The organism is Streptomyces sp. NBC_01267 (assembly GCF_036241575.1).
In the GTDB taxonomy this organism is placed as follows: Bacteria; Actinomycetota; Actinomycetes; order Streptomycetales; family Streptomycetaceae; genus Streptomyces.
Genome location: NZ_CP108455.1, coordinates 7206117 through 7233017, shown reverse-complemented (window position 1 = coordinate 7233017; position 26901 = coordinate 7206117). Strand labels below are relative to the sequence as shown.

Here is a 26901-nt window from a genome sequence, read left to right as displayed (position 1 = left end):
GCATCCTCCGGCAGCCCGCCGGCAGCCCCGACGACCTCGGCGAGCGAGGGCGCGGGCCCGGGACCGCCGGCATCCTTCCGCGCAAGCTCTCCTCCGGACCACGCCCCAACCTGCCCCGACCCGCCTCCTACCGGATCACTGTCTGCCGAATACCTCATCCCGTCCCCCTGGCTAGAAGAAGTTCCAGGACGATTCTGACCAAATCCGGTCTGGCCTACAAGGACTTGGGAACCGTGGCCCAGCCCTTCACCACGCCAACACACTCCCTGTAGAACCAGCGACCGCACACACCCAGACCGAGAACACGCCTTACGTGCCTGGAGACAACCATGTCGTCCAACTCGGACCAGCACTTGACGGCTATGGGCAACGCTCGACGCCAAGGCCAAGCACCGCATCTCCACCGGGCTGCGAGAGCTGACCGGCGACCGGGCTGTCGTCCTGGTCAACCACAGCCTCACCGATACCTCCGTCGCCGACCGAGTCCAGCCTCTGTGGCCGAGGGGCCACTACTACCGTCAACTCGCCCCCGCCGAGACTGCCCTGCCCTCACCGTCGCCTGGTCCGTCGTTCGGATCGCACCCCTCGGCATGCTGCGCGCCCCGCCGTGCCCGCACGCTCTCGCCCGCAGGCACCGGTCAAGGAACGCCTGTCCCCCAACGGATCTCCAGAAATAGTCAAGGGCCGGTTTCGGATTTCTCCGAAACCGGCCCTGACCTCGACTCTCTCAAGTCGGGACGACAGGATTTGAACCTGCGACCCCTTGACCCCCAGTCAAGTGCGCTACCAAGCTGCGCCACGTCCCGATGCCCGTCTGACCTGGGGTTTCCCCTGGCCTGACCTGCATGAGAACCATACCTCACTCCGAGCGAAGGTCCGACTCCGCCTGGTCGGACGGTAGCCGGGCGACAATCAGCGGATGAACGACATGAGAGATCGCGACGCAGAGGGACGCGCGCGCAGTGCGCGGCCCCGGGACGGACTCGGGCGGCCTCTTCCCTATGGGGCCGCGGGTGTGGAGCGTCAGCCGGAAGGCGTGGTGCGCAGTCCGGCGGAGACCGTGCGGGAGGCCCAGCGGCTGCTCGACGCCGGGATGCCCTTCCACGCCCACGAGGTCTTCGAGGACGCCTGGAAGGCAGGGCCCGAGACGGAACGAGCACTGTGGCGGGGGCTCGCGCAGCTCGCCGTGGGGCTGACGCACGCCGCCCGCGGGAACACCGCAGGCGGGGCACGCCTGTTGCGCAGAGGTGCGGACGGACTCACTGCCTACCGGGAGAGCGGGCCGTACGGAATCGACATCACCGGGCTGACCGCCTGGGCGGAACAGCTCGCGGGACGGCTGCGCGGGCCGGTCGACGCCAAGGCCTGCGCGCCCCGGCTGACCCGCGCCTGACCGACCGCCGCCGTAGTGCCGTACTCCTCGCCCCGGACAGGCGCCGTCGACGGCCCCGTAAGAGACCCGAGGTACATGAGGCAGACTCGACGGGGTGAGAAAGATCTATGTGATCGGCATCGGGGCGGGTGACCCCGACCATCTGACGATTCAAGCGGTCAAGGCGCTCAACAGGACGGACGTCTTCTTCCTCCTCGACAAGGGAGCGGAGAAGTCGGATCTGATCCGGCTGCGCCACGACATCCTGCACGAACACATCCGGCACGACCGTGGCTACCGGCTCGTCGAGGCGCGCGATCCGGAACGGGACCGCAGGGCCGGGGGCGCGAACTACTCGCCGGCCGTCGACGACTGGCGGCGGGCGCGCGCCGACATCTACGAGCGGATGCTCACCGAAGACCTGGGCGACGACGAGTGCGGCGCTTTCCTGGTGTGGGGGGACCCCGCGCTGTACGACTCCACGCTCGGCATCCTGGAGGAGATCCTGGAGCGGGGCTCGGTCACCTTCACGTACGAGGTGATTCCTGGGATCAGCAGCGTGTCGGCGCTGGTGGCCCGGCACCGTACCGGGCTCAACCGGGTTGCCGGACCCGTGCAGATCACCACCGGGCGCCGCCTGGCCGAGGGATGGCCGGAGGGGGTGGACGATGTCGTGGTGATGCTCGACGCGCACCAGTCGTTCCGTCACCACATGGACAAGGATCCGGTGATCCACTGGGGCGCCTACGTGGGTACCGAGGACGAGATCCTGGTGTCCGGACGGCTGTCCGAAGTCGCGGGGCAGATCGAGGAGTTGCGATCCGAGGCCCGGAACCGCAAGGGCTGGATCATGGACACCTATCTGCTGCGCCGGGACCGGGACCAGTCGGACTGAGTACGTGCAGGACTCCCGCGACGTCCTCGGCGACGGTCACGTCCCGGGGCGCCGGTGGCCGCCGCACCACGACCACCGGCAGGCCCAGTGCACGGGCAGCGGTGAGCTTGGCGGCGGTCGCCCGTCCCCCACTGTCCTTGGTGACGAGGACGTCGATGGCGTGCGCGCGCAGCAGGGCCGTCTCGCCGTCGACGGTGTACGGGCCCCGGTCGAGGAGCACCTCGGCGTCGGCCGGCAGCGGCGGACCGGGGGGCTCCACCGACCGTACGAGGAAGTGGAGTTGGCCGAGGTCCGCGAAGGCGGCGAGGCCGAGCCGGCCGGTGGTGAGGAAGACCCGCCGGCCGAGGGAGGGCAGCAGGGCCGCGGCCTCGGCGAGGGTGGCGACGCTGTGCCAGCGGTCGCCCGGTACGGCCTGCCAGCCCGGTCGGCGCAGCACGGTGAGCGGGACCCCAGCGGCCCGCGCCGCCCGCACCGCGTTCGCGCTGATGGCGGCGGCGAAGGGGTGGGTGGCATCGACCACCGCGTCGACACGCTGTCCGGACAGCCAGTCGGTCATGGCCTCGACGCCACCGAAGCCGCCGATCCTGACCTCCCCCGCGGGGAGCCTGGGCCGCGCGACACGTCCGGCCAGGGATGTCGTCACCCGTAGCCCCGGACGGGCGGTCAGTTCGGCGGCCAGCTGTCCGGCCTCCGTAGTGCCGCCGAGGATGAGCACATGCATGGTCCGAGATTACGTCCGCCGAACCGGGCCAGGCTCTCGGGGCCCCGGGCCCGGAGCTCCGAAGTGACACAGCGACCGCAGTGACGCAGTGACGCAGTGACGCAGTGACGCAGTGACGCAGTGACGCAGTGACGCAGCCCATTCTGCAACTTGTTGCATAAAGAGTTCCGGGTGGTCTAGAAATGGCTGACCACCCCTGCGCACGGAGGCACCGGATGAGCCCGTACCCCCACCTGCTGAGCCCCCTCGATCTCGGATTCACGACGCTCCCCAACCGTGTCCTGATGGGCTCGATGCACCTCGGCCTCGAAGAGACCCCGGGCGGCTTCGAGCGGATGGCCGAGTTCTACGCGGCCCGCGCCCGCGCCGGTGCGGGGCTGATCGTGACCGGCGGGATCTCCCCCAACGAGCAGGGCAGGCCGCTGGACGGCGGCGCCAAACTCACCACCGAGGAGGAGGCCGCCCAGCACGCGGTCGTCACCGCGGCCGTACACCGGGCGGGCGGCCGGATCGCGATGCAGATCCTGCACTTCGGGCGGTACGCGTACCACCCCGGCCTGGTGGCCCCGAGCGCGATCCAGGCACCCATCAGCCCCTTCACGCCGCACGCCCTGACCGACGCCGAGGTCGAGCAGACCGTCGAGGACTTCGTACGGGCAGCGGAACTGGCCCGCGGCGCGGGGTACGACGGCGTCGAGATCATGGGGTCCGAGGGCTATCTGATCAACGAGTTCCTCGCGCCGGGGACCAACCACCGCGAGGACCGCTGGGGCGGGTCGTTCGAGAACCGCACCCGCTTCCCGCTGGAGATCGTCCGCCGGGTGCGGGAGCGGGTCGGGCCGGATTTCATCATCGTCTACCGGCTCTCGATGCTCGACCTCGTCCCCGGCGGCTCCTCGCAGGCGGAGGTGATCGCGCTCGCCCAGCGGATCGAGACGGCGGGCGCCACCCTCATCAACACCGGGGTGGGCTGGCACGAGGCCCGGATCCCGACCATCGTGACGTCGGTGCCGCGTGGCGCGTACACCTGGGTGACGAAGCAGGTCATGGGGGCGGTGACCATTCCCGTGGTGACCAGCAACCGGATCAACACCCCTGAGCTGGCCGAGGAGTTGCTCGCCGACGGCTGTGCGGACATGGTCTCGCTCGCCCGCCCCTTCCTGGCCGACCCGGAGTTCGTGGCCAAGGCCGGGCAGGGACGTTCCGACACCATCAACACCTGCATCGGCTGCAACCAGGCGTGTCTCGACCACACCTTCAGTGGGCTGATCACCTCCTGCCTGGTCAACCCGCGCGCCTGCCGCGAGACCGAACTCGTGCTGTCGCCGACCCGTCGGCGCAAGCGCATCGGCGTGGTCGGCGCCGGTCCCGCCGGACTCGCCTTCGCCGTGTCGGCGGCCGAGCGCGGCCACACGGTGACGCTCTACGACGCCGCCGCGGAGATCGGCGGCCAGCTCGACGTGGCACGGCGGATCCCGGGCAAAGAGGAGTTCGCCGAGACCCTGCGCTACTTCCGGGTCCAGCTCGAACTGCACGGCGTGGACGTCCGGCTGAATACCCTGGTCACCGCAGGGACGCTCACCTCGGAGGGCTTCGACGAGATCGTCCTCGCCACCGGCGTCACCCCGCGCACCCCTGACATCCCCGGCCTCGACCACCCGAGCGTCCTCAGCTATCTCGACGTCCTGCGGGACGGCGCACAGGCCGGCCCGCGCGTGGCGGTCATCGGGGCGGGCGGCATCGGCTTCGACGTCGCGGAGTTCCTCACCGACAGCGGCGAGTCGGCGAGCCGGAACCCGGAGGTCTTCTTCCGGCAGTGGGGCGTCGACACCGCACACCGGACACGCGGCGGTCTGCGCGAGCCGGTGCGGACCCCGTCGCCCCGTACCGTGTATCTGCTCCAGCGCAAGCCCACCAAGGTCGGGGCGGGGCTGGGGAGGACGACGGGCTGGATCCACCGCGCCGAGCTCAAGCACCGAGGGGTGACGACGGTCGCGGGCGCGGCCTACGACCGGATCGACGACGAGGGACTGCATGTGACGGTCGACGGCGTCAGCAAGGTCATCGCTGTCGACACGGTCGTGCTGTGCGCGGGCCAGGAGCCCCGGCGGGAGCTGTACGAGGCGCTGCGGGCCGGGGGGCATCCCGTGCACGTGATCGGCGGCGCGGACGTCGCCGCCGAACTCGACGCGAAGCGCGCCGTACGCCAGGGCACCGAACTGGCCGCGCGGCTCTGAGCCGTGGTCAGGGCCTGTCCGGGACAACTCCTTAGGATGCCCGCATGTCACTCCCGCACGCGATCCTCACCGCCCTGCTCGAAAAGCCGTCGTCGGGGCTGGAGCTGACCCGCAGGTTCGACAAGTCGATCGGATACTTCTGGTCGGCCACGCACCAGCAGATCTACCGGGAGCTGGCGAAGCTGGAGGAGTCCGGCTTCATCCGGGCCCTGCCGCAGCAGCCGTCCCGGGGACGGAAACGGGAGTACGAGGTCCTGCCCGCGGGCCGCGCCGAACTCGTCGCCTGGGTGGGCAGGAGCGAGGACCCCCGGCCGGTGCGCGATCCCCTGTTGCTGCGGCTGCGCGCGTCAGCCGTGGTGGGGCAGCAGGGCCTGGGCGCCGAGATGGAGCGTCATCTCCGGCTGCACGAACGGCAGTTGGCGGAGTACCTGGCGATCGAGGAGCGGGACTTCGCGCAACCTGCGTTGTCGGCCGAGGCCCGGCTTCAGTATCTGGTGCTGCGGGGCGGCATCGACCTGGAACGGTACTGGATCGGCTGGCTGACCGCGGCGCTGCCGGAATTCCCGGACCGCTGACACCGCCGACGGGCGTCGGCGGGCACCGTCGGCGGGGGCTCGGCCACGACCTGGTTTCATGCGATTTTCACTCAGCCCAACTACGGTGACCCCTGTGACCCAGACAAGCCCGCCCGGCTGGCACAGAGACCCCGGGTATACAGGAATAGGCCCTGCCCAGGAACGCTGGTGGGACGGCAGCCAGTGGACCGACCTGCTCCGCGTGCCGCCCACGGCGGTCCGGCGCCGGAGGGTCCGGATCGGCGCCGCCGTCACGGCGGGCGTGGTGGTGCTTGCCGCGGTCGGCGGCGGCATCTACCTGCTGACGGACGGCTCGGGCCACGGATCGGGGAACGTGGCGACGGCGCCGTCCACCGCCCCGTCCAAGGCACCTGGCCGCCCCGGTGTACCGGGCGGGACCGGAGGCGGCGACGGAAGCGGCGGCGGGAGCAGTGACGGGGGCGGCAACCAGGACCCCCAGCAGCAGACGCCGCCGACCGAGGACGGTTACGCCACGGACGCGGCGAGCGGGATCAGCATCCCGGTACCCGACGGCTGGACCGGCCAATCGGGGACCGTCGGGGCCGGGGTGACCATCGGCAAGTACACCTGCGCCAGCGGCACCGACTCCAAGGGGGCCCCTGCCGAGTGCGTGCGCGGCGGGGTGTTCTCCGCGCCTGCGGTCGCCCTGAAGCTCTCGGCCACCACGGCCAAGGGCGCGGCGGAGAAGGACATCTCCACCAACGCCAAGGAGTCGTACGGCGACTCCTCGTCGGGCATCACCTCGCACCAGCAGCTCGAATCCCAGGCGGTCACGGTCGCCGGACAGCAGGGCTATCTGGTGCGCTGGAAGGTCGTGACGAAGAAGGGCGACGACGGCTACGTCCAGTCGCTGGCCTTCCCCTCGCCCCAGGCCAAGAACATGCTCATCGTCGTCCGCTCCGGGTTCGACATCAACGCCAAAGCGCCCGAGCTCTCCGTGATGGACGAGATCACGAAGGGCATCAAGGCGGCCTCGACGTCGGGAAGCGGCTCGGGCGAGGGCGCGTAGCACCCGGGCAGCGGGATCGGGGGCACGGAGCCGGAGTCAGGGCAGTACGAGCCAGTCCGCGGCCACCGCGGCCACCAGCCCCACACCCAGGACCCAGCTCGCGATCCTGGTGCGCCCGCTGCGGCTGAGTTCGATCACCACCCCGCAGAGGATCAGGGCCGTCCCGTAGTCCGCGACGACCAGCAGGGACGAACGGCTCGTGATCCGCTCCACGAGCACCACGGCGACGGCGGCCATCATCACGGATGCCACCACTATCCGTATCCGCCGGGCCTGACGCGGTGTCAGGCCCGGCGTCTCCGGTTCGGTCAGGTCCGTGTCCACGGCTTCGCTCTGGTCAGGAGTGCTCATGAGCGCGAATCGTAACGTGGGAATCGCGGCCGGGGGCCTCCGTTCGACCGCCCGGGGGATACTGAACCCGTTGTGTTCCTGGAGCCGCTGGTCTCCACCCTCCCGCACCGAGGTGGCCCGACGTCATGACCCTGAACTACTTCCGCGAAGACGGTCTGCTGGTCCTGGACGCCGGACGGCTGAGGCTGCGTGAGCAGTCGCCCGCCGCAGCCGCCGTGCTCGCCGAGGGCGGCACGGCGGGCCTGGACTGGCTCGACGGCTCCCCCGGCAGCGGTACCCAGATCGCCGCGAAGATGGTCGCCATGGCCACCGAGGCGGGGGCCTTCCTGCCCGGCTGGGGCCTGTACGTGATCGAGCGGACCACGGACGGTGCGGCGCTCGGCGGCATCGGCTTCCACGGGCCGCCCTCCGACGGTTCGGTGGAGATCGGTTACGACCTGACGGAGTCGGCCCGGGGCGCCGGCTGGGCCACGGACGCGGTGGTCGCCCTCGCGCACTGGTCGCTCGAACTGCCCGGTGTGCACACGGTGCTGGCCACCACCGACCCCGGCAACCTGCCTTCGCAGCGCGTCCTGACCCGGGCCGGCTTCACCCGGCGCGCCGACCTGGACGGGCTGTGGGCGTACGAGTTGACCGGGCACTGAGCTGACGCAACCGGTCGTCGCGGCCCGTGAATACCGCTTGCGGGAGCGCTCCCACATCCCTCATGGTTGCCTGTGTGACTACTCAGCCCTTCGTGCGCCGCTACCGCGCCCAGGACCGTCCCGCCCTGTACGAGATCTGCGTCCGCACCGGCGAAGAGGGCGGCGACGCACGGCACTTGTACCCCGACCACGCGTTGCTGGGCAGCGTCTTCGCCGCCCCGTACGCGGAGTTGGAGCCCGGTCTCACGTTCGTCGTCGATGACGCGGGCTCCGCCGTGGGGTACGTCCTCGGCACCGCGGACACGGCCGGGTTCGTCGAGCGGTTCCGCAAGGAGTGGCTGCCCACCGTCGCGGACCGGTATCCGGACCCGTCCGGGCCGCTGCGGACACCGGCCGATCAGATGACCGCGCTCCTGCACCGCCCCGAGCGCATGCTGCTGCCCGAGTTGTCGGCGTACCCGGCGCATCTGCACATCGATCTGCTGCCCGGTCACCAGCGTTCGGGGTTCGGGCGGGCGCTGATGACGCGTTTCCTCGCCGCGCTGGCGGAGCAGGGGGTGCCCGCCGTGCACCTGGGGATGGTCACGGCCAACACCCCGGCCAGGGCGTTCTACGACCGGTTGGGCTTCCACGAGATACCGGTGGCGGATCCGGGGCCGCTCACCTATCTCGGCCGCGCCACCGGCGGCTGAGCGCCGGGGGCCCTCCGCGCCCGGGTACCTCCCGCGTCCCGTGCTGACCCGATCACATACGCTGCCCGGATGACAGCCGAACCGACCGGCCGTGTGCCGGTCCGATGAGTATCGAGATACGCCCCTACCAGCCGTTCGACCTGCCGGGGATGTACCGGGTCTGCCTGCAGACCGGCGACTCGGGCCGGGACGCGACCGCGCTGTACAGCGACCCCGATCTGCTGGGGCACGTCTTCGCCGGCCCCTACCCCGTCGCCGATCCGGGCCTGACCTTCATCGCGGCGGACGAGCACGGCGTCCTGGGCTATGTCGTCGCGACGGCCGACTCCGCCGCGCACGAGAAGTGGCTGGAGAAGGAGTGGTATCCGCCGCTGCGGCTGCGTTACCCGCAATCCATGGCGCACGACCCGGGCGACGGCACCCGTGACTGGCAGCGGGTGGCCCAGGTCCACCAGCCGGGCCCGTCGGCGGGCGACGCCCTGTACGACAGGTTCCCCGCCCATCTGCACATCGACATCCTGCCGCGCGGTCAGGGCGCGGGCCTCGGCCGGCGGCTGATCACCGTTCTGCTGGAAGCCTTGCGGGAGCGCGGGGTCCGCGGGCTGCAGCTGAGCGTCGGCGGCGGCAACCCGGGGGCGCGGGCCTTCTATCTCGCCATCGGCTTCACCGAGGCCGAACGGCAGGAGCGGTTCTCGGTGATGGTGAGGGACCTCCGGACGGCCGAGCCGGACCGGGGCTGAGCGAGGACAGGCCGCAGCGGTCCGGACCAGGCGACGGCCGGAGCGGTTGTCCGGCGTCGGTCAGCTCGCGTACACGCTCCGTACGTTGTCCTTCGGCGCGGGCCGGGCCTTCGCCGCCGGACCGGTGGCGAAGGCCCGGAGCAGGTTCTCGGTGGTGCGGGTGACGAAGGCCCTCGTCCGGGCGTCCATACCGTGATCACGCCCGCCGTCCCGGGTCCCGGCCATCAGACCCTCGACCCACCGCATCGTCCCGGAGGCGAAGACCCCGGCGCCGCTCGGGACGGTGTAGTAGGCCGAGTCCGAGTGGCTGCTCCGGCCGTTGCAGACGAGCGGGGAGTGGGCCAGGATCTCCAGCGGCGCCGGTGTGGGCGCGCCCGGCGTGACCCGGTCGTACTCCACGCCCACCAGGTGCTTGAACGAGTCACCCCGCTTCACCCCGGTCCCCTCGAAGAGCCAGTGGTCCGCACTGTGGACGACATAGGGCGCGTCGGTGGGAAATCCCTCGTAGAAGACGCCGGTCAGGGTGGACTCCGGGTCCGCGGCGGGCGGTTGGCGGAAGTCGTGGGTCGGCAGGCCGTGGTGGTCCGCGAAGTGCGGGTCGTCCTGGTAGGCGGTCTTGTAGCAGACCACGGTGCGGTCGGTGCCGGACGGCCCGTGCTCCAGCCTGATCCGGCGGAAACAGGTGTTGGCACCCAGGAAGACCAGATTGGTGCCGGTGTCGCGCGCCCGGGTGACGTGTCGGCGCTGTTCCGGGGTCCAGTACTCGTCGTGGCCGAGCGAGACGGCCGTCGTGGCTCCCTGGAGCACCGACGGGGCGAGGTGGACGTCGAGTCCCGTGGTGTAGGCGAGCGGGATGCCGAGCCGCTCCGCGAGGACCACCGCCGCACGCTCGTACACCATGAACTTCTCGGCGCCGTTCGCGTCGTACGGCCGGTCGAAGCCGACGGCCAGCGACCGTGAGGTGTACGCGCCGTTCTCACCCTGGTAAAGGCTGTACCCGCCCCAGGTGTTGTACGCCTGCCAGGTCGCCGGGGCGTGCATCAGCAGGGTCGTGCCCGCGGCGCTCGCCGAGCGGACGATCAGCGGGACGTACCGCTGGTGCCCGTTCTCCGCGTCGAGCCGGAGCAGGTACGCACCCGCCGACCAGCCTTCGGTGTGCACGCCGACGGTGCGCTCCCAGTCCGCCCGTACGCTGCGGGTGGAGGAGATCGTCCGCGGTTGCCGCTGGTGCGCTCCGGCCACCCGGTCCGACCGCCAGACCAGCCGGGCCTGCGCCCCGCCGTACCAGCCGACCCGGTAGGCCGAGACCCGGAAGCCGGGTGCGGTGGTGGAGACGTGCAGCCCGAACTCCTCGCCGGGCAGCACGCTCACCTTGTCCGTGTAGCCCTGGACCGCCTCGGGCGGTCCCAGCGAGCGGATCCGCCAGTCGGGGCTGCCGGGCCGCGCCCGCTCCGCGTCGGCGGCGGACCTGACTCCACCGGCGGAGCTGGACGCGGTGGGGCGGGGCGAGGCACCGGCGCTGCCGCCCGGCGACGCGTCACATCCGGCGACCAGCCCTGCTGTGAGGCCGGTGGCACCCACCGCGGCTGCGCCGAGGAAGTGCCTGCGGCCCAGGCCGGTGCCGGTGCCGTCCGCTCCGTCGTCCCGGTGGCGGCCGTCGTGTTCCGTGCCCTCGCCCATCCGAACCTCTCCCCCGTCCGCCCTGCCCGGTGCAGGTGCGCGTGCGTCGGGACCATCATGAACCGTCAGGGGGAGCCCGACGAACGCAGAGCGTCCGTTCGCGGGCAGCGGTGCGGCCCGGTCTCGCGGTCCTCAGCCAGCACGGCTGCCGCCGCGAGGGCGGCCGGGTCCCAGGTGGCGATCGTGTCCATGGCGAATCCTGATGCCGTGCCCGGGGGACCGCCCGGACGCACGGGCGCCGGTCAGCGGCCGTGGGTGAACGGCCCCTGACCGGCGCCTGCCGGTGGTCCGGAACTACCTCATCGACGGCGCAGCGTCAGCGAGAAGGCATGGCCGGTGGAGACCGACGGTGTCTTGATCTCGGTGACGCCCGTCTTCGAATCGGTGTACCAGCCGGATCCGGCCGCCTCGAACGCCTCGGCGGAGTCCAGCTCGTGCAGCCGGCTGCCGTCCAGTGCGATCTGCGCCGGCGCGTCCGTGCCGTGCACCGAGAAGTGGTACGAGCGGGTGGCCGGCTTGCCGGTGTAACTGCCCACGCTCGCGCCCACCTTGATGGTGGTGGCCGCCTTACCGTGGGTGGGCGCCTTCACCTGGACGTGCTGGGTGGCCGACGCGCCCTTCGCGAACTTGCGGGTCACCCCGTCGTCCTCGTAGAGCGTGTAGTCGGTGGTGCCCTTCGGGTAGACGGCGTAGTCGAGCTCGCCCTTGTCCCGGGTCTCCCAGGACGTCGTGCCCTTGGGCCACATCGGCACGATCGAGCCGCCCTTGACGAACAGCGGGAGGGTGTCGAGCGGTGCCTTGTAGCCGTTGACCGTGGTCGGGCCCTGGTAGGTCTTGCCCGTCCAGTAGTCGGTCCAGGTGCCCTTCGGCAGATAGATGCCGTTGCGGACGTCGGTGTCGCTGTAGACGGGCGCGACCAGGAAGTCCGAGCCGGACATGAACTCGTACTTGGCGTCGGGGCCCAGCGCGGCCGGGTCGTCGGGGTACTCCAGCGACAGCGGGCGCACCGCCCCGACACCGGTCTTCGTCGCGTCCTTCGACAGGGTGTACATGTACGGCAGCAGCCGCTCCTTCAACTGGAGGTACTTCCGGTTGATGGAGGTGTACGGCTCACCGTCCAGCCAGGGCTGCTGGTCGTGCGGCTTCTTGGAGGTGATGTCGCTGGCCCAGCCGTCCATCGTCATGATGGCCGGGAGGAAGGCCTTCCACTGGAGGTCGCGCGCGTACATCTTCGGGTCGTGGCTGTAGATGGAGCCGACGTCCCCGGTGTTGTACGCCATACCGGACAGCGTCGCACCGGCGTAGGTGGGAATCTGCCAGCGGATGTAGTCCCAGGACAGGCTCTGGTCACCGCTCCACTGCACGCCGCAGCGCTGGGCTCCGGCCCAGGAGACCGGCATCCAGACGAAGCCGCGGGCGTCGCTGTTGTCCTCGATACCGGCCTTGGCCTGGTCGCAGGCGTCCAGGGCCATGCCGTAGCCGTTGCCGACCCAGGCGACGTCCAGCTTGCGGACGCGCACCCCGGCCTTGGCCTCGGCGGCCTGGTCGGGCAGACCGTTCTGCGTCCAGAGTCCGAGCTGGGCATGGGTCTTGTTGAGACCCGCCCCGGTCTGCGACAGGTCCTCGTAGCCGCAGCCGTAGCCGTCGTTGACCAGCATCCAGCCGAGCGGCATCTGATTGTCGGCGTAGCTGTCGGCGACCTTCACCGCGTCCTGGGTGTGACGCTCGCCCCGGTTCGCGTTGTGGAGGTAGCAGTCGGCGTCGCCCGGCTCCAGGCCGTAGACCGGCGGCATGAACGGCTTGCCCACCATGGAGGTGTACTTGCCGATGACCGACTTGGTGTCACCGGTGAAGTAGTAGGCGTCCAGGCGGCGTTCCTGCTGGCCGGTGCGGACCGGCGAGCCGAAGTCGTAGGTGCCGGGCGTCATGGTGTTGCGGAAGACGCCGTATCCGGCCGAAGAGATGTAGAACGGCTGGGAGTTGTTGTAACCGCCCTCGTTCCAGTTGGTGTTGTTGCCGACGTTCATCACCTGGTCGCGGTGGGAGAAGCTGCCGTTCTGCTCGCCGCCGCCGAAGAACTGCTCCTCGGCACCGCGCTTCAGGCTCTGCCGCATCCCGCCCGTCGTCCAGCGCAGCGGGTCGGCCTCCGCCCAGACGACCGTACGGTCGTCCGCCTTGTACAGGGCGAACTTCAGCGGCTTCTTGTAGACGCGCAGCACCACGCCCTTCGAGCGGATCCCGTAGTAGGAACCGGCGTCGAAGGCCGAGGTGTTCCGCTGGGCCTCGGGCTGGTTCTGGATCATGTGGCTGCCCGGCGGGTCGGCGAGGTCGCCGTCCGGGGAGGCCTGGAGCCGCATCGTCTCGTCGGTGAAGAAGGAGGCGCGGGTCTTGAGGTCGCCCGCCGCGATGTCGTACGTGCCGTGCGAACCGGTGAAGCCGGTGAGGTTCCCCGCGTCGGTGGACTCGGGGAGGTAGGCCTTGCCGGTGAAGGAGTTGTCGTGGACGTCGTAGGGAACGACGACGACGTGGTAGGTGCCCGAGGCCTTCGGGATGACCGTGGCCTCGGGGTCGGCCGTGCCCGCGCTCGACGCGACCTGCTTGTTGTCCGCGTCGTAGATGTACATGTCGAAGTCGTCGGTGGGCGTCTCCCACTGGATGGAGACGGGGACACCGCCTTCGGGATTGTCGTCCCACTCACCGGCCGGCGGGTTGACGGTCAGGTCGAAGCGGGCGCACTTGGCGTTGTCCGGGTCCTCGGCCGGGGTACCGCACTTGGTGGGCCCGTCGACCGTGCCCTTGGCGTAGACCGGGCTCTGCCAGGTGACGCTCTTCGTACCGCTGTCGAGGACACCCGACGGCGTCGCCGCCGCGTGCGCCTGCGTCGCCGGGACGGTCAGGGTGGTGAGGCCGAGCACCAGCGCGGACACCGCGGCGGCCGCGCCCTGTCTGGGGCGGCTTCGAAGGATTCGCAAGGAGTGTTCTCCGTTCGTACCGAACAGTTAAATGTGCGATTTCTGCGCAAACATGCTTGGAACACTGGTATTTCGAGCATCACAATTCACCGTCCGGTTGGTACATGTCAACGATTCGGCGTGGTTCCGTCACAGGTCGGACCTGTAAATGCCGTACTCGGCAACAGAGTTGATGAATCACGGGTCGCCCGGACCATTTTGTTCACAACTCTTGACGTGAAGGCTGGCCAGGAGAACGATCCATGCCGTCAGAGAGCGCTCCCAAGCCCCCTCCGCTCTTCAGTTCTTGAAGGCTCGTCAATGAGTCGCCAACTACAGGAGATTGCCCATGCTTGCTCCCCCCACAAGACGAAGGACAAGGCTGTCGATGGTGGCGGCGGCCACCCTGGCAGCGGCGCTGCTCGTGGTCGCCCCCTCGAAATCACAGGCCGCCGATCTGCCGGGCGGCGGTGATCTCGGCCCGAACGTGCATGTCTTCGATCCGTCCACCCCGGACATCCAGGGCCAGTTGGACTCCGTGTTCAAGCAGCAGGAGTCGGCCCAGTTCGGCACCGGGCGCGATGCCTTCTTCTTCAAACCGGGCACGTACAACAACATCAACGCCCAGCTCGGCTTCTACACCTCCATCGCCGGGCTCGGACTGTCACCCGACGACACCGGCATCAACGGTGACGTGACCGTCGACGCGGGGTGGTTCAACGGGAACGCGACCCAGAACTTCTGGCGCTCGGCGGAGAACCTCGCGCTCACGCCGGTCAACGGCACGGACCGCTGGGCCGTCGCGCAGGCAGCGCCGTTCCGGCGGATGCACGTCAGGGGCGGACTGAATCTGGCGCCCGCCGGATACGGCTGGGCCAGTGGCGGCTACATCGCCGACAGCAAGATCGACGGCACGGTGGGGCCGTACTCCCAGCAGCAGTGGTACACCCGGGACAGCTCGGTCGGCGGCTGGGCCAACGGGGTCTGGAACATGGTGTTCTCCGGGGTCAAGGGGGCGCCCGCGCAGGGCTTCCCGAACCCGACGTACACCACCCTGGACACCACACCGGTCTCCCGGGAGAAACCGTTCCTGTACCTGGACGGGAACGAGTACAAGGTCTTCGCGCCCGAGAAGCGCACCGACGCCAGCGGCACGACCTGGGAGAACGGCACACCGAAGGGTGACTCCATCCCGCTGAGCCAGTTCTACGTGGTGAAGCCGGGAGCCACCGCCGAGACCATCAACCAGGCGCTCGATCAGGGTCTCGACCTGCTGTTCACGCCGGGCATCTACCACGTCGACCGGTCGATCGACGTGAACCGCGCCGACACGGTGGTGCTGGGCCTCGGGTACGCGACGATCGTCCCGGACAACGGGGTGACGGCGATGAAGGTCGCCGACGTGGACGGCGTGAAGCTGGCCGGTCTGCTCATCGACGCGGGGACCACGAACTCCGACGTCCTCCTCCAGGTCGGTCCGGACGGCTCGTCGGCCGACCACTCGGCCAACCCGACCACGGTCCAGGACGTCTTCGTCCGGATCGGCGGAGCGGGCGCGGGCAAGGCCACCACCAGCATGGAGATCAACAGCAACAACACCATCATCGACCACACCTGGCTCTGGCGCGCCGACCACGGTGACGGCGTCGGCTGGGACACGAACCGAGCCGATTACGGGCTCACCGTCAACGGCGACAGTGTGCTGGCCACCGGGCTCTTCGTCGAGCACTTCAACAAGTACGACGTCCAGTGGAACGGCGAGAACGGCAGAACGATCTTCTTCCAGAACGAGAAGGCGTACGACGCCCCGAACCAGGCCGCGGTGCAGGACGGCAACACCAAGGGCTACGCCGCCTACAAGGTCGCCGACTCGGTCAACACCCACGAGGGCTGGGGACTCGGCAGCTACTGCAACTTCACCGCGGACCCGGGTATCCAGCAGGACCACGGCTTCGCCGCTCCCGACAAGGCCGGGGTGAAGTTCCACGACCTGCTGGTCGTCTCGCTCGGCGGGATGGGCCAGTACAACCACGTCATCAACAACACGGGTTCACCCACCTCGGGGACCTCGACGGTACCGTCCACCGTCGTCTCGTACCCGTGACCCGCGACCGCCCCTGAGGAACCGCGCGGCCGGCGGCCCGCTCCCCGGAGAACGCCACCGGGGAGCGGGCCGCCGGTCACGGTGCGGCCGGGCGTCCGCTCGTCGCCGCGTAGTACTGGAGGTCCTGGACCGCGAACCGCCGCTCCACCGGATGGCGAGCGGCCACCGCGGCCACCGGGTGGCCACCGCGGCGCACGGTCGCGGAGCTCCGGCCCGGGTGCAGCGGCAGCAACGTGGGCCGGACCCCGGCGGGCACCCGGCGACGGTCCCTGCTGGTCCCGACCACCGTGTCCAGCGTCGCGGGCGCGGTCAGGAAGGTGAGCACCTCCACCCTGTCGCGTGGCGCCGCCGAGCCTTCGCGCGGGCTCATCAGCAGCCGCTGGCGGCCGGAAGTGGGCGTCGCGGCGGCGAACTGGACACGCGACGTCAGATACACGGTGTCGCGGACGATCCGGGGCCAGCCGCCCGTCTTGAATCGGGTGAGGTAGTACGAGGAGAGGTCGAGGTAGGCGTAGCCGTTGTGCAGCGACGGCGCGAACTGACTGCTCTCCGAGTAGTCGTTCCAGGTGGTGAGCTGGACCCAGTCCGCCCCGTCGTCGATCGCGTGACCCCAACTGGCCCGCAGCGTCGCGGTGTTGCCCGCCTCGTCGTACACCCCCTGGTTGGGCCTGGCGTCCTGTACCGAGACCGGCTGCATCCACTTCTTCCCCAGACGGTGGGCCAGCGCGGTGTCCGCCGTCGCCCCGGCCTGGGCCGTGTAACTGCGGTTGCCCCACTCGGAGAAGCCGTAGCTGATCGGCGCGAAGCGCTGGGCGTTCGCCGTGAAGTTCAGGAACAGCGGGACGAGCGCCGTCCTGATGCCGCACCGCCGGTCGAGCCGAGTGGTCAGCTGCGACCACCAACCGGGGCTGTGGGCCTCGGCCTTGAAGGGCGAGACCACGAGACGGCCGTCGCCCAGCCGGTACGCGGCCGGGGACGCGGCGAGCCCGGCGAGGGCGTCCGCCAGGGTCCTGGGGTCGGTGTGCAGGGACGTCATGTCCGGCATCAGCACGATCCGGAATCCGGGGTCGGCGGAAGCAGCCGCCTTCAGCAGGAGGTTGACGCGGTCCCAGTTGGGCCCGGACAGCGCGAGGATGTCGACGCTGAAACCGTCGATTCCCGCGTTCCTGGCCGTGCGGACCTCCCGTTCGAGGTTGGCGAGCTGCCAGTCGCCGCTCTGCTGCGGCACGGGCAGCGGACGGTCGCGCAGCAGTCCCCCGTACGCGGCGTGCTTGCCGCCCTCCCCCTGCGCCGTCAGGTAGTTGCGGCTGTAGTAGTCCTTCCCGGCCGGCTGGTTGTCCAGCGAGAGCGGGTAGGGCGTGAAGTAGTGCGCGAACACCAGGTGTTGGCTCCGGCGCAGAGTACCGGCCGACGGCAGGTCGAACGGGAGGGCCGTGGCGGCCCCGGCCCGCGTCGACCCCCGAGCGCCGGACGGAGTCGTGGCGCCCGCCCCTGCCGACAAAGGTCTGCCGCCCTCGGTGAACGGGGTCCAGGCCATGCCGCTGCCCGCCAACAGGCCGATGAGCAGCAGGCCCAGCCCGATGCCCGGTAACAGGAGCCGCCGCCCGCCGGCCCAGGGGCGGCGGTGCGTCAATGGTCGTACCGGCGCTTGCGCCATGGTCGTTCCTTCCAAGAGCCGCCCGCTCTACGGTACGGCCGTTCGCCCGGTCCGGAAGAGTGGCCAATCATAGAACTGGAGGCCACAAGATCGACACGTCTTCCACATGGTCTCCACAGATACCCGGGGGGCCAATCGGTCGCAACGTTTACGTAAACGGCATTGTGCGGCCCGGAGTTTGTCGTACTGTCCCTGTTGCGACGCCTGTTCGTCGATCGGGGAATCGACGTGGGGAACGAAGTCAGTCAACACGTGCCTGGGGGGTACATGTGGCATGTCCGAACGCCTGAATCACGTGCGTCCGACATCAGCACTTCATCAGGCGCAGTCCCGCACGGGATGCGCCTGAAAGCACGGTGGTACCTGCCGACCGCGCTGTTCGCCGACCTGATCGGCGCCGCGCTGCCGGTGGCACTGTTCTTCCGTTCCCAGGATCAGCCGTACGCGTTCGGGCCGGCCGCCGCCGTGGCCGTCGCCTGGCTGGGGGTCCAGACCTTCCGGCACCGCTACGGCAAGCGGGTCCTGGGCGAGTCGCGGGGCGCCCTGCCCGTGCTGCACGACTGGCTGATCCTGCTCGGCGTGCTGGGCGTGCTGTCCGTCGCGTCGGGCGCTCCGGAGCTGCACCACGGGCCGCTGCTGTGTCTGGCGGCGCTCCTTCCGGCTCTGCTGTTCACTCTCGTGTGCCACAAGGCGACCTACCGCCACCTCGCGGCGGCCCGGCGCAAGGCGCAGGTCGTGACCCGGGTCCTGGTGGTCGGCGAACCGGCCGCCGCCGACGACGTGGCCGACCATCTCGCCGGGCGGACCGACCATCCGTACGTCGTGGTCGGCATCGTGGCGGTCGGCGAGGGGGCGATCAACAGCGGCTCCCGGCCGGCGGGCCGGCTGGCGTCCCGCGCACCCGCCGTCCCCCGGGACGACACCGCCCCCCTGCTGGGCGCCGCCCTGGAACTGGCGGCCGATGTCGTCCTGGTCGCGCCGGGGGCGAGCATGACCGGCGACCGATTACGCCGACTGTCCTGGGCGTTGCACGACGCGGGGGTCGAACTGGCCCTGGCTCCGGGCCTGGTGGAGATTTCCGTGAAGCGTCTGGAGCCCACCTCGGCAGCCGGAATGGCCCTGCTGCGCGTCGTGCCGCCGGTCCGCCGCGGGGTTCAGCCCGTGCTGAAATCAGTCACGGACCGGGTGGGCGCCGCGCTGGGGCTCATCGCGCTCTCTCCGCTGTTCCTGGTGATCGCGCTCGCGGTCCGGCTGAGCTCGGCCGGGCCGGTCTTCTACCGGCAGGAGCGGATCGGGCAGGCCGGTTCACCGTTCGTGATGTGGAAGTTCCGCACCATGCACCTGGGAGCGGAGACCCGCAAGGCGGAGCTCACCGCCTCCAACGAGGTCGACGGCCCGCTGTTCAAGATCCGCCGGGATCCGCGGGTGACCCGGGCCGGCCGGCTGCTGCGCCGGGCGTCGCTCGACGAACTCCCGCAGCTGGTCAACGTGGCGTTGGGTGACATGTCCCTGGTCGGCCCGCGCCCGCCGCTGCCCGAGGAGGCCGCGCTCTACACCGAGACGGAGGCCAGGCGGCTGGCCGTGCGGCCCGGCATGACCGGGCTGTGGCAGATCAGCGGGCGCTCGGACCTCTCCTGGGACGAAGCCGTCCAGCTCGATCTCCAGTACGTCGACAACTGGTCGTTCACCAGCGATGTCGACGTCATGGCCCGTACGCTCCGCGCCGTCGTCGACGGTCGCGGTGCGTACTGACCGGCACCCGCGGATGAGGCCGGAGGGACCCCGCCCCCGTCGCGCGAAGTCAACCCGGACGGATTCACCTCGTACGAATTCGACTCGCACGAATTCAACCCGTACGACGTCGACTCGAACGGAGTCGGCTCGAACGGAGTCAGCCGCGCTGCCACGCCGCGTACGTGGCAGCGATGCCGTCCCGCAGCGCGATGCCCGGCCGCCAGCCGAGCGAACTGAGCCGTGCGATGTCGAGCAGCTTGCGCGGGGTGCCGTCGGGCCTGGACGTGTCCCAGCCGATCCGCCCCTCGAATCCGGTCACCTCCGCCACGGTCTCGGCGAGTTGACGGATGGTCAGGTCAGATCCGCAGCCGACGTTCACCGGCTCGTCACCGTCGTACGAGCGCAGCAGCAGCGCACAGGCGGCGGCGAGGTCGTCGACGTGGAGGAACTCCCGGCGCGGGTTGCCGGAGCCCCAGAGCACCACTTCTTCCCGGCCCTCCGCGCGGGCCTCGTGGAAGCGGCGGATCATCGCGGGCAGGACGTGCGAGGTCTCCAGGTCGAAGTTGTCACCGGGGCCGTAGAGGTTCGTCGGCATGGCGGAGATGTACGAGGCCCCGTACTGCTGCCGGTAGGACCGGATCTGCACGATCCCGGCGATCTTCGCGAGGGCGTAGGCCTGGTTGGTGGGCTCCAGCGGGCCGGTCAGCAGGGCGTCCTCGGTGATCGGCTGCGGTGCCAGTTTCGGGTAGATGCAGGAGGAGCCGAGGAAGAGCAGCCGGCCCACGCCCGCGGCGTGCGCACCGGCGATCACGCTCAGCTGGATCTGCAGGTTCTCCTCGATGAACTGGACCGGGTAGGTGCTGTTCGCCATGATGCCGCCGACCTTGGCGGCGGCGAGCACGACCGCGTCGGGCCGGATGTTCCTCAGGTGGTCCGCGGTGCGCGCGGCATCGCGCAGATCCAATTCGGTACGGCCGCGGGTGAGGACCTCGTAGCCGTCCGCGGTGAGCCGGCGGGCCACGGCGGACCCGACGAGGCCGCGGTGCCCGGCGACGAATATGCGGGCACCTTCTGGCAGGAGCAGCGAATCAGTCATGAGCCGGATCATGCCAGGACGAAGCACATCAGCGGCACAGACATTCTGACTTCTCTCTCAATTCAGCACATAAACAAGGGGGTTGGTCCGGTCATGGGCCGGTCCGCCGGGAAGGGGCATCTCCTATGAGCAAGTCCGCACTGATCACCGGGGTCACCGGTCAGGACGGTTCCTATCTGGCGGAGCTGCTGCTCTCCAAGGGGTACACCGTCCATGGCCTGGTCCGACGGTCCTCCAGTTTCAACACCGAGCGCATCGACCACATCTACCAGGACCCGCAACAGGCCAACCGGTCGTTCGTGCTCCATCACGCGGACCTGTCCGACGGTGTGGCCCTGGTGAACCTGCTGCGCGACCTCAGACCGGACGAGGTCTACAACCTCGGCGCGCAGTCCCATGTCCGGGTCTCCTTCGACGCGCCGCTGTACACCGGAGACGTGACCGGGCTGGGCGCCCTGCGGCTGCTGGAGGCCATCCGTGCCAGCGGCATCGAGACCCGCTACTACCAGGCCTCCTCCTCCGAGATGTTCGGCGCGACCCCGCCGCCGCAGAACGAGCGGACGCCGTTCCACCCGCGCAGCCCGTACGGTGCGGCCAAGGTCTTCGGCTACTGGACGACCGTCAACTACCGCGAGGCGTACGGCATGTACGCCGTCAACGGCATCCTCTTCAACCACGAGTCGCCGCGCCGTGGCGAGACCTTCGTGACGCGCAAGGTGACCCGGGCCGTGGCGCGCATCAAGGCCGGGCTCCAGGACCGGCTCTACATGGGCAATCTGGACGCCGTACGCGACTGGGGGTACGCCCCGGAGTACGTGGACGCCATGTGGCGGATGCTCCAGTCCGACGAGCCGTCCGACTTCGTGGTGGCGACCGGAATCGCCGCCACCGTACGGGAGTTCGTCGAGACGGCCTTCTCGCACGCGGGCCTCGACTGGAACACGTACGTCAGGTACGACCCGAAGTACGAGCGTCCCAGTGAGGTCGACTCGCTGATCGGAGACCCGGGCAAGGCGCGGGAACTGCTCGGCTGGAAACCCGCCGTGCTCGTGGCGGAACTCGCCGCGATCATGGTGGACGCCGATATGCGCCAGGTCGAGGACCAGCTGGCCGGCGCCACCGTACGTATCGACCGCTGACCGGCGCGCCCCGGCCGCGGGGCGCGCGAACACACCGCGAACCGGCCCGCACCGGGCCACAGACCTGGGCTTCCGTGCCTGAGGGGTAGGAACATGCGTAGATCCTGGGGGCTGTCGGCTGCCCTCGTACTCACCGCCACCGCCGGCTGGGGGGTGACCGCCGCACCACCGGCCATGGCGGTGACCCCTCCGGTGGCGTTCACCGCGGACGACCTGCCGACCTGGCAGACGAACGGAATCGTCTGGGCACTCGCCGAGGCGCACGGGACCGTCTTTGTCGGCGGTACGTTCTCACAGGTCAGGCCGCCGGACGGGGTGGACGGAACGGCACAGGACGCCGTCAACTTCGTGGCGATGAACGCCGCGACCGGCGAACCCACGTCCTGCAAGCTGTCGTTCACCATCAGCAGCGGCACGGCGACGGTCCGCGCGCTCGCCGTGTCGCCCGACGGGAAGACCCTCTACGCGGGCGGCTACTTCGGCGCTGTCAACGGCGTCCAGGCGAGCAGCCTCGCGGCGATCGACATCGCCGCCTGCGCGCCGGAACCGGACTTCCGCCCGAGCTTCCCGGCGACCGTACGCACCCTGGCCGTCACGGGCGACACGGTGTACGCGGGCGGCGACTTCGGGACCGTCGCGGGCGAGACCCGCAAGCGGTTCGCGGCGGTCGACAGCACGACCGGTGCGCTGCGGCCGTTCCGGGCCGACGCGGATCTGCCGGGCCGGGCCCTCGCGGTCACGCCCGACGGACACGACGTCGTCCTGGGCGGTGACTTCTTCACCGTGAACGGGGCCGATTCGCACGCCCTCGCCGTGGTCGACGCGACGACCGGCGCCACTGTGAAGACGTATCCGGACTTCATCGAGACCAACTCGGTCGTCAAGAGCATCGGCACCGACGCGACCGGCTTCTACACCGGCAACGAGGGAACGGGCGGCGGCGTCTTCGACGGCCGCATCGCGCTGAACCTCAGCGATTTCGGCCAGCGCTGGCGTGACACCTGCCTGGGCGCCACCCAGGCCGTGCTGTCGTACCAGAACGTCCTCTACAGCGCGTCGCACGCCCACGACTGCTCCAGCGTGGGCGAGTTCCCCGACGGTCCGCGCCATCATCTGCTGGCCCAGCCGACCACGTCGGTGGGCAAGCTCGGCTGGTTCCCGAACACCAATGACGGTCTGGGCGAGGGCATCGGCCCGCGCGCACTGGCCGTTTCGGAGACCGACTCGAACAAGTACCTGTGGGTCGGGGGCGAGTTCACCACGGTCAACGCCGCTCCGGCGCAGGGACTGACCCGGTTCGCGGCGAGCCCCGACACCGGTGTTCCCGGGGTGCCGCAGGCCAGTGCCTCCAGCATCAGACCCGGTGAGGTCCAGGTGCGCTGGCGCTCCAGCACCGACACGGACGACAGCAGGCTGACGTACAAGATCTACCGCAACGGCTCCTCCACCCCGGTGCACACCATGGACGGCGACTCGCTGCCCTGGTCCCGGCCCCAGATGTCGTTCACGGACACCACGGTCAGCCCCGGCCAGACGTACTCCTACCGGGTCACCGCGACGGACGCGGCGGGCAATGCCAGTGGGCTCTCCCCCACCGCGACGGTCACGGTGCCCACGTCGGCCGAGGCCTACCCGGCCGCCGTCCTGGACGACGGGGCCACGCAGTACTGGCGCTACGACGAGTCGAGCGGCCCGTTCACGGGCGACTCGTCCCCTTCGGACAACAGCGGTGTCCAGCTCGACGCGCCGTCCCTGCGGCAGACGCCTGCCGCGGTCAACGGGCCGGGCACGGCGATCGGCTTCGACGGCACCGACCAGCTGGTGTACAGCGACCGCCCCACCACGGTGGAGGGCGCCTTCTCCATAGAGACGTGGTTCCGGACGACGACCGACCGGGGCGGCAAGCTCGTCGGTTTCGGCAACAACACCACGAAGACCAGCAGCAATTACGACAAGAACGTCTACCTGACCAACGCGGGCAAGCTCGTCTTCGGTGTGTACACGGGCGGCGCGAAGACCGTCTCCACCCCGGGCAGCTACAACAACGGCGCCTGGCACCAGGTGGTCGCCACCCAGGGCCCGTCCGGGCTCGCCCTCTACGTCGACGGGTCGCTCAAGGCCTCGTCCGGCGTGACCGGCAACCAGCAGTACGCCGGGTACTGGCGGGTCGGCGGCGACCAGCTCAGCGGCTGGCCGGACCAGCCGACGAGCAATTTCTTCGCCGGGCAGATCGACGAGACGGCCATCTACCCGTCGGCGCTCACCGCGCAGCAGGTGACGCACCACCACCAGCTGGCGAGCGCCCCGGCCGACACCGTCGCCACTCTCCCGGCGACGGACGACACCTACGCCAACGCGGGCGCCCCGAGCACGAATTACGGCACGTCCAGCTCGCTCGCCGTCCGCGGCACCTCGGCGTACCTCTCCTACCTGCGCTTCGCGCTGCCCCCGGCCCCGGCCGGTACGGTGCTGAAGAGCGCCAGGCTGTCGGTGAAGACATCGACCCAGGCAGGCGCGGGTTCCACGGACAGCCAGTCCGTCGTCCCGGTCACCGGCGCCTGGACCGAGACGGGACTCACGTACAACAACCGGCCCGCGCTGGGTGCCGGTACCCTCGGCACCCTGACCGGAGCCACCGAGGGTTCGGCTCTCTACTCGGCCGCGCTCGACACGGCCGCGCTCTCCCCCGCGCTGGGCGGTCCGTACAGTCTGGCGCTGACCAGCACGGGTACGGATCCCCTGTGGCTGTGGTCCCACGAGGCAGCCGCGAACGAGGGCACCCCGCAGCTCGTACTGACCTTCGGCGCACCGGATGCGCGCCGATGACGGCAACGCACTGACCGCGTGCGGGGTCCGGCCTGCCGGCCCCCGCACCGCCCGTACCACAGGAGCCACTTCATGCGTCCACTCCTCCGGCGTCCGGCGGCTGCCGCGGCCGTGCTGGCCGCCCTCCTCGCCGTCTCCGCGTGCGGTTCGTCCCACTCGTCGGGAAACGGGAAGAACGCGGCCGGCGCCTCGTCCGGCCCGGTCCCGGCGCAGAGCGTCCCCGATGCGCAGACCGAGCCGGACACACCGTCGCCGCCCGCGTCGCTGTCGGCGCCGCTGCCCAGGGCCTCGGCGCTGCCGGATGCTCAACTGACCCCCGCCACGGGCACGTTCAGCAAGCGGGACAAGGCCTATCTGAGCGGCCGGGTACCGAAGAACATGGACCCGGCCGCCGTGCTCCAGACCGGACAGGAGACCTGCCAGCGGGTGTCCAGGACCGCCGCGCACGACCGGAACGCGGCGGTGGGCGCGGTGATCGCGGGGGACATCCCCGACGCGCAGGCCGCCATCACCCATCTCTGCCCGGATCAGCTGCCGGTGCTCGAGGCGGCTGAGGCGGGGTTCCCCGACGGCACCCGGAAGAAGCCTGACGCCGGACGCTACCGCGCCCTGACCACCGACCCGAACTGCACCTGGCGGGCGACCGGCAAGGGCGGGAAGCTGCTCGCCTCCGGCCCCTCGACCGGAGCCGAGGGGCCGGTCGAGGCCCGGATCCCGGCGGGGGCAGAGGAGTTCACGTCCTCCGGCTGTTACGCCTGGTTGCCCGCGTAGGACGTGCCGTACACCGCGAGCAGGGTGTCGAGCACCGCCTCCATCGAGAAGGCCTCCGCGGCGAGCTTCCTGGCCGCCGCGGAGGCCTTCTCGTTGACGGCCGGGTCCAGCAGCTCGCGTACGGCGGGTGCCAGCCCGGCCGCTCCGTCGACCACGCGTCCGGCCGAGGCGTCCGCGATGTCGCGCGCGAGCCCGTTGGAGGCCGTGACCACGGCGGGGGTGCCGACCGACAGCGCCTCCAGGACCGACATCGGGAACGGCTCGTCCACCGAGGGCAGCACATAGACGTGGGCGCGCCTCAGCTCGGCGAGCATGCCGGCGCCCGACAGGGCCCCGGGGCAGTGGACCCGTTCCCCGACGCCGAGTTCGGCGATGAGGGCGCGTACGGAGGCGAGTTCCCCCTCGTCCGGACCGGCCAGGACGAACTCGGCGTCCGGGTGGTGGCGCAGGATCTCCGGGACCGCGGCCACGAAGTCCCGGGGTCGTTTGCGGGCCTGGAGGCGGGCCGCGTACAGAATGCGCGGTGGGCCTGTCGGCGTGGGGCGGGGCTGCTGGGCGGGCACGCCGTTGACCAGCCGGACCGTGCCGCCCAGGGCGGGCGGTCCGGCCACCGCTTCGAGGTCCTTGCGTTCGTGGCCGGTCAGATACAGCACGGCCGAGGCCCGGCGGAGTACACGGCGGACGGCGAGCGCGTCCAGTACCTTCGCCAGCCGCCGGTCGCTGGGGTCGATCATGCCGTGCGTCTGGAGTACGAGCGGCCGGCCCGCGCGCAGGGCCGCCAGGGCGACCGGCAGGGTCACCAGGTCCCGGGCGAGATGCACATGGACGAGGTCGGCGTCACGGACGATCCTGCCCGCCGCGGCGAGCAGCGTGGGCGAGGTGATTCCGCTGAAGCCGAGCGGCAGCAGTCTGCGCGCCCGGAACAGCCGGGCCGGGACGCCCTCCACCTCGCCGGGCAGCGGGCCGTCGAACCCGTCGCCGAGAGCCAGCAGCCGCGCGTCGTGTCCGCGGGCCCGCAGCCCCGCCGAGAGGTTGAGCGCCACCCGGACCGGACCGCCGAAGGCGTGGGTCGGGCTGTGCAGGGTGACCGCGTGCAGGACTCTCATACGGGCTCCTCCACCGGGCGTCGGCCCTCGGCGGTCTGCAGGGTGAGGTCCGGGAGGTCGCGGTGGACGACCGTGCCCGCTCCGGCGACCGCGTGCGCGCCGATCGTGACGCCCGCGAGCACGGTGGCCCGGGTGGCGATCCAGGCGCCGTCCTCGACCACGATCGGGGCGTTGCGGTACCGGAAGTCGGCGGCGCGGTGGTCGTGGCTGCCCGTGCACAGCAGGGCCTCCTGCGACACGCAGACGTGCGCGCCCAGTGTGACGGGCTCCAGGTTGAGCAGCCAGGCGCCCTCCCCGATCCAGGTGTGGTCACCGACCGTCAGCTTCCACGGCCACAGGACCCGTACCCGGTGCCGGATCAGCACCCCCTCGCCGATGGTGGCTCCGAACGCCCGCAGCAGGGCCACCCGCAGCCGGGCCGGGCAGAACCACGCCATGAAGACGGTGTTCATCACGGCGAACCACAGGGCCTGCACCAGTCTGCCGCGGCCCTTGTCGTATCCGGCCAGCGTGAACGCCGGGAGATTACGCACCACTTCACCCCCACCGGCGCCTCCCCAGGCGCCTGACCGCTCAGCCT

The 26901-nt window shown here is 70.5% G+C and carries 22 protein-coding genes and 1 tRNA gene; 13 read left to right on the top strand and 10 right to left on the bottom strand.

Going from position 1 to position 26901, the window contains the following annotated elements; all coding sequences use genetic code 11:
- Nucleotides 1–732 precede the first annotated feature (732 nt).
- Nucleotides 733–806, bottom strand: a tRNA-Pro gene (locus OG709_RS32385).
- Nucleotides 807–919: 113 nt separating this feature from the next.
- On the opposite strand from OG709_RS32385, the gene OG709_RS32380 reads away from it, so the two are divergent.
- Together OG709_RS32380 and cobF are read left to right on the top strand one after the other, a co-directional pair.
- Nucleotides 920–1393 (top strand): DUF309 domain-containing protein, encoded by a 474-nt coding sequence (locus tag OG709_RS32380; protein ID WP_266645748.1) that lies wholly within the window; start codon nt 920–922, stop codon nt 1391–1393.
- 94 nt (nt 1394–1487) lie between these two features.
- Nucleotides 1488–2267 (top strand): precorrin-6A synthase (deacetylating), encoded by a 780-nt coding sequence (gene cobF / locus OG709_RS32375; protein WP_266645749.1) that lies wholly within the window; start codon nt 1488–1490, stop codon nt 2265–2267.
- Here cobF and OG709_RS32370 read toward each other — a convergent pair.
- Nucleotides 2221–2988, bottom strand: coding sequence for a cobalt-precorrin-6A reductase (locus OG709_RS32370; protein WP_250303077.1), 768 nt, complete (start codon nt 2986–2988; stop codon nt 2221–2223). The two genes, cobF and OG709_RS32370, sit on opposite strands and share 47 nt — an antisense overlap.
- A gap of 215 nt (nt 2989–3203) precedes the next feature.
- On the opposite strand from OG709_RS32370, the gene OG709_RS32365 reads away from it, so the two are divergent.
- The 3 genes from OG709_RS32365 (at nt 3204) to OG709_RS32355 (ending at nt 6830) form a co-directional block, all read left to right on the top strand.
- Nucleotides 3204–5225, top strand: a complete 2022-nt coding sequence (locus tag OG709_RS32365; RefSeq protein ID WP_329168668.1) for an NADPH-dependent 2,4-dienoyl-CoA reductase — start codon at nt 3204–3206, stop codon at nt 5223–5225.
- Nucleotides 5226–5269: 44 nt separating this feature from the next.
- Nucleotides 5270–5800 carry a PadR family transcriptional regulator gene (locus OG709_RS32360; protein ID WP_329168666.1) on the top strand — a complete coding sequence of 177 codons (531 nt, stop codon included), beginning with the start codon at nt 5270–5272 and terminating at the stop codon, nt 5798–5800.
- Between the two features lie 94 nt (nt 5801–5894).
- The gene (locus OG709_RS32355; protein ID WP_250303071.1) at nt 5895–6830 is read left to right on the top strand and encodes a DUF2510 domain-containing protein; all 936 of its coding nucleotides are present in this window, start codon (nt 5895–5897) and stop codon (nt 6828–6830) included.
- Nucleotides 6831–6866: 36 nt separating this feature from the next.
- Here the strand turns inward: OG709_RS32355 and OG709_RS32350 are convergent, their stop codons facing one another.
- Nucleotides 6867–7181: a hypothetical protein gene (locus OG709_RS32350; RefSeq protein ID WP_329168664.1), complete on the bottom strand. Its 315-nt coding sequence runs from the start codon at nt 7179–7181 to the stop codon at nt 6867–6869.
- Nucleotides 7182–7306: 125 nt separating this feature from the next.
- Between OG709_RS32350 and OG709_RS32345 the strand changes: the two genes are divergently transcribed.
- From OG709_RS32345 to OG709_RS32335, 3 genes are all read left to right on the top strand, one after another.
- Nucleotides 7307–7825: a GNAT family N-acetyltransferase gene (locus OG709_RS32345; protein WP_250303067.1), complete on the top strand. Its 519-nt coding sequence runs from the start codon at nt 7307–7309 to the stop codon at nt 7823–7825.
- Nucleotides 7826–7887: 62 nt separating this feature from the next.
- Nucleotides 7888–8517: a GNAT family N-acetyltransferase gene (locus OG709_RS32340; RefSeq protein ID WP_443068563.1), complete on the top strand. Its 630-nt coding sequence runs from the start codon at nt 7888–7890 to the stop codon at nt 8515–8517.
- Nucleotides 8518–8621: 104 nt separating this feature from the next.
- Nucleotides 8622–9257, top strand: coding sequence for a GNAT family N-acetyltransferase (locus OG709_RS32335; RefSeq protein WP_329168660.1), 636 nt, complete (start codon nt 8622–8624; stop codon nt 9255–9257).
- A gap of 60 nt (nt 9258–9317) precedes the next feature.
- Here OG709_RS32335 and OG709_RS32330 read toward each other — a convergent pair whose 3' ends face one another.
- From OG709_RS32330 to OG709_RS32320, 3 genes are all read right to left on the bottom strand, one after another.
- Nucleotides 9318–10937 carry a N,N-dimethylformamidase beta subunit family domain-containing protein gene (locus OG709_RS32330; RefSeq protein WP_329168658.1) on the bottom strand — a complete coding sequence of 540 codons (1620 nt, stop codon included), beginning with the start codon at nt 10935–10937 and terminating at the stop codon, nt 9318–9320.
- 65 nt (nt 10938–11002) lie between these two features.
- Nucleotides 11003–11128 carry a hypothetical protein gene (locus tag OG709_RS32325; RefSeq protein WP_266645761.1) on the bottom strand — a complete coding sequence of 42 codons (126 nt, stop codon included), beginning with the start codon at nt 11126–11128 and terminating at the stop codon, nt 11003–11005.
- 108 nt (nt 11129–11236) lie between these two features.
- Nucleotides 11237–13909 (bottom strand): glycoside hydrolase family 31 protein, encoded by a 2673-nt coding sequence (locus OG709_RS32320; RefSeq protein ID WP_329168654.1) that lies wholly within the window; start codon nt 13907–13909, stop codon nt 11237–11239.
- A gap of 367 nt (nt 13910–14276) precedes the next feature.
- Here OG709_RS32320 and OG709_RS32315 point away from each other — a divergent pair, with 367 nt between their 5' ends.
- Nucleotides 14277–15992, top strand: a complete 1716-nt coding sequence (locus OG709_RS32315; RefSeq protein ID WP_329169249.1) for a coagulation factor 5/8 type domain-containing protein — start codon at nt 14277–14279, stop codon at nt 15990–15992.
- 76 nt (nt 15993–16068) lie between these two features.
- On the opposite strand, the gene OG709_RS32310 is transcribed toward OG709_RS32315, so the two are convergent.
- On the bottom strand, nt 16069–17649 hold the full coding sequence (locus tag OG709_RS32310; protein ID WP_266645763.1) for a glycoside hydrolase family 71 protein: 1581 nt from the start codon (nt 17647–17649) through the stop codon (nt 16069–16071).
- 339 nt (nt 17650–17988) lie between these two features.
- Between OG709_RS32310 and OG709_RS32305 the strand changes: the two genes are divergently transcribed.
- Entirely contained in the window at nt 17989–19401 is a 1413-nt protein-coding gene (locus OG709_RS32305; protein WP_266645765.1) for a sugar transferase, read from the top strand.
- 139 nt (nt 19402–19540) lie between these two features.
- On the opposite strand, the gene OG709_RS32300 is transcribed toward OG709_RS32305, so the two are convergent.
- Nucleotides 19541–20479 (bottom strand): GDP-L-fucose synthase family protein, encoded by a 939-nt coding sequence (locus tag OG709_RS32300; protein WP_250303054.1) that lies wholly within the window; start codon nt 20477–20479, stop codon nt 19541–19543.
- A 125-nt stretch (nt 20480–20604) separates the two neighbouring features.
- Between OG709_RS32300 and gmd the strand changes: the two genes are divergently transcribed.
- The 3 genes from gmd to OG709_RS32285 all read left to right on the top strand — a co-directional run bounded on the left by gmd (nt 20605) and on the right by OG709_RS32285 (nt 25215).
- Entirely contained in the window at nt 20605–21618 is a 1014-nt protein-coding gene (gene gmd, locus OG709_RS32295) for a GDP-mannose 4,6-dehydratase (protein ID WP_326693604.1), read from the top strand.
- 93 nt (nt 21619–21711) lie between these two features.
- Entirely contained in the window at nt 21712–24444 is a 2733-nt protein-coding gene (locus OG709_RS32290; protein ID WP_250303050.1) for a CBM96 family carbohydrate-binding protein, read from the top strand.
- A gap of 72 nt (nt 24445–24516) precedes the next feature.
- A complete protein-coding gene (locus tag OG709_RS32285; protein WP_329168649.1) occupies nt 24517–25215 on the top strand; it encodes a hypothetical protein in 699 nt (232 codons plus the stop codon).
- Here the strand turns inward: OG709_RS32285 and OG709_RS32280 are convergent.
- A complete protein-coding gene (locus OG709_RS32280) occupies nt 25194–26321 on the bottom strand; it encodes a glycosyltransferase (protein ID WP_266645770.1) in 1128 nt (375 codons plus the stop codon). The genes OG709_RS32285 and OG709_RS32280 overlap by 22 nt on opposite strands.
- A complete protein-coding gene (locus OG709_RS32275; RefSeq protein WP_250303046.1) occupies nt 26318–26854 on the bottom strand; it encodes a WcaF family extracellular polysaccharide biosynthesis acetyltransferase in 537 nt (178 codons plus the stop codon). Before OG709_RS32275 ends, OG709_RS32280 begins: the two co-directional genes overlap by 4 nt.
- Between the last annotated feature and the right edge of the window lie 47 nt (nt 26855–26901).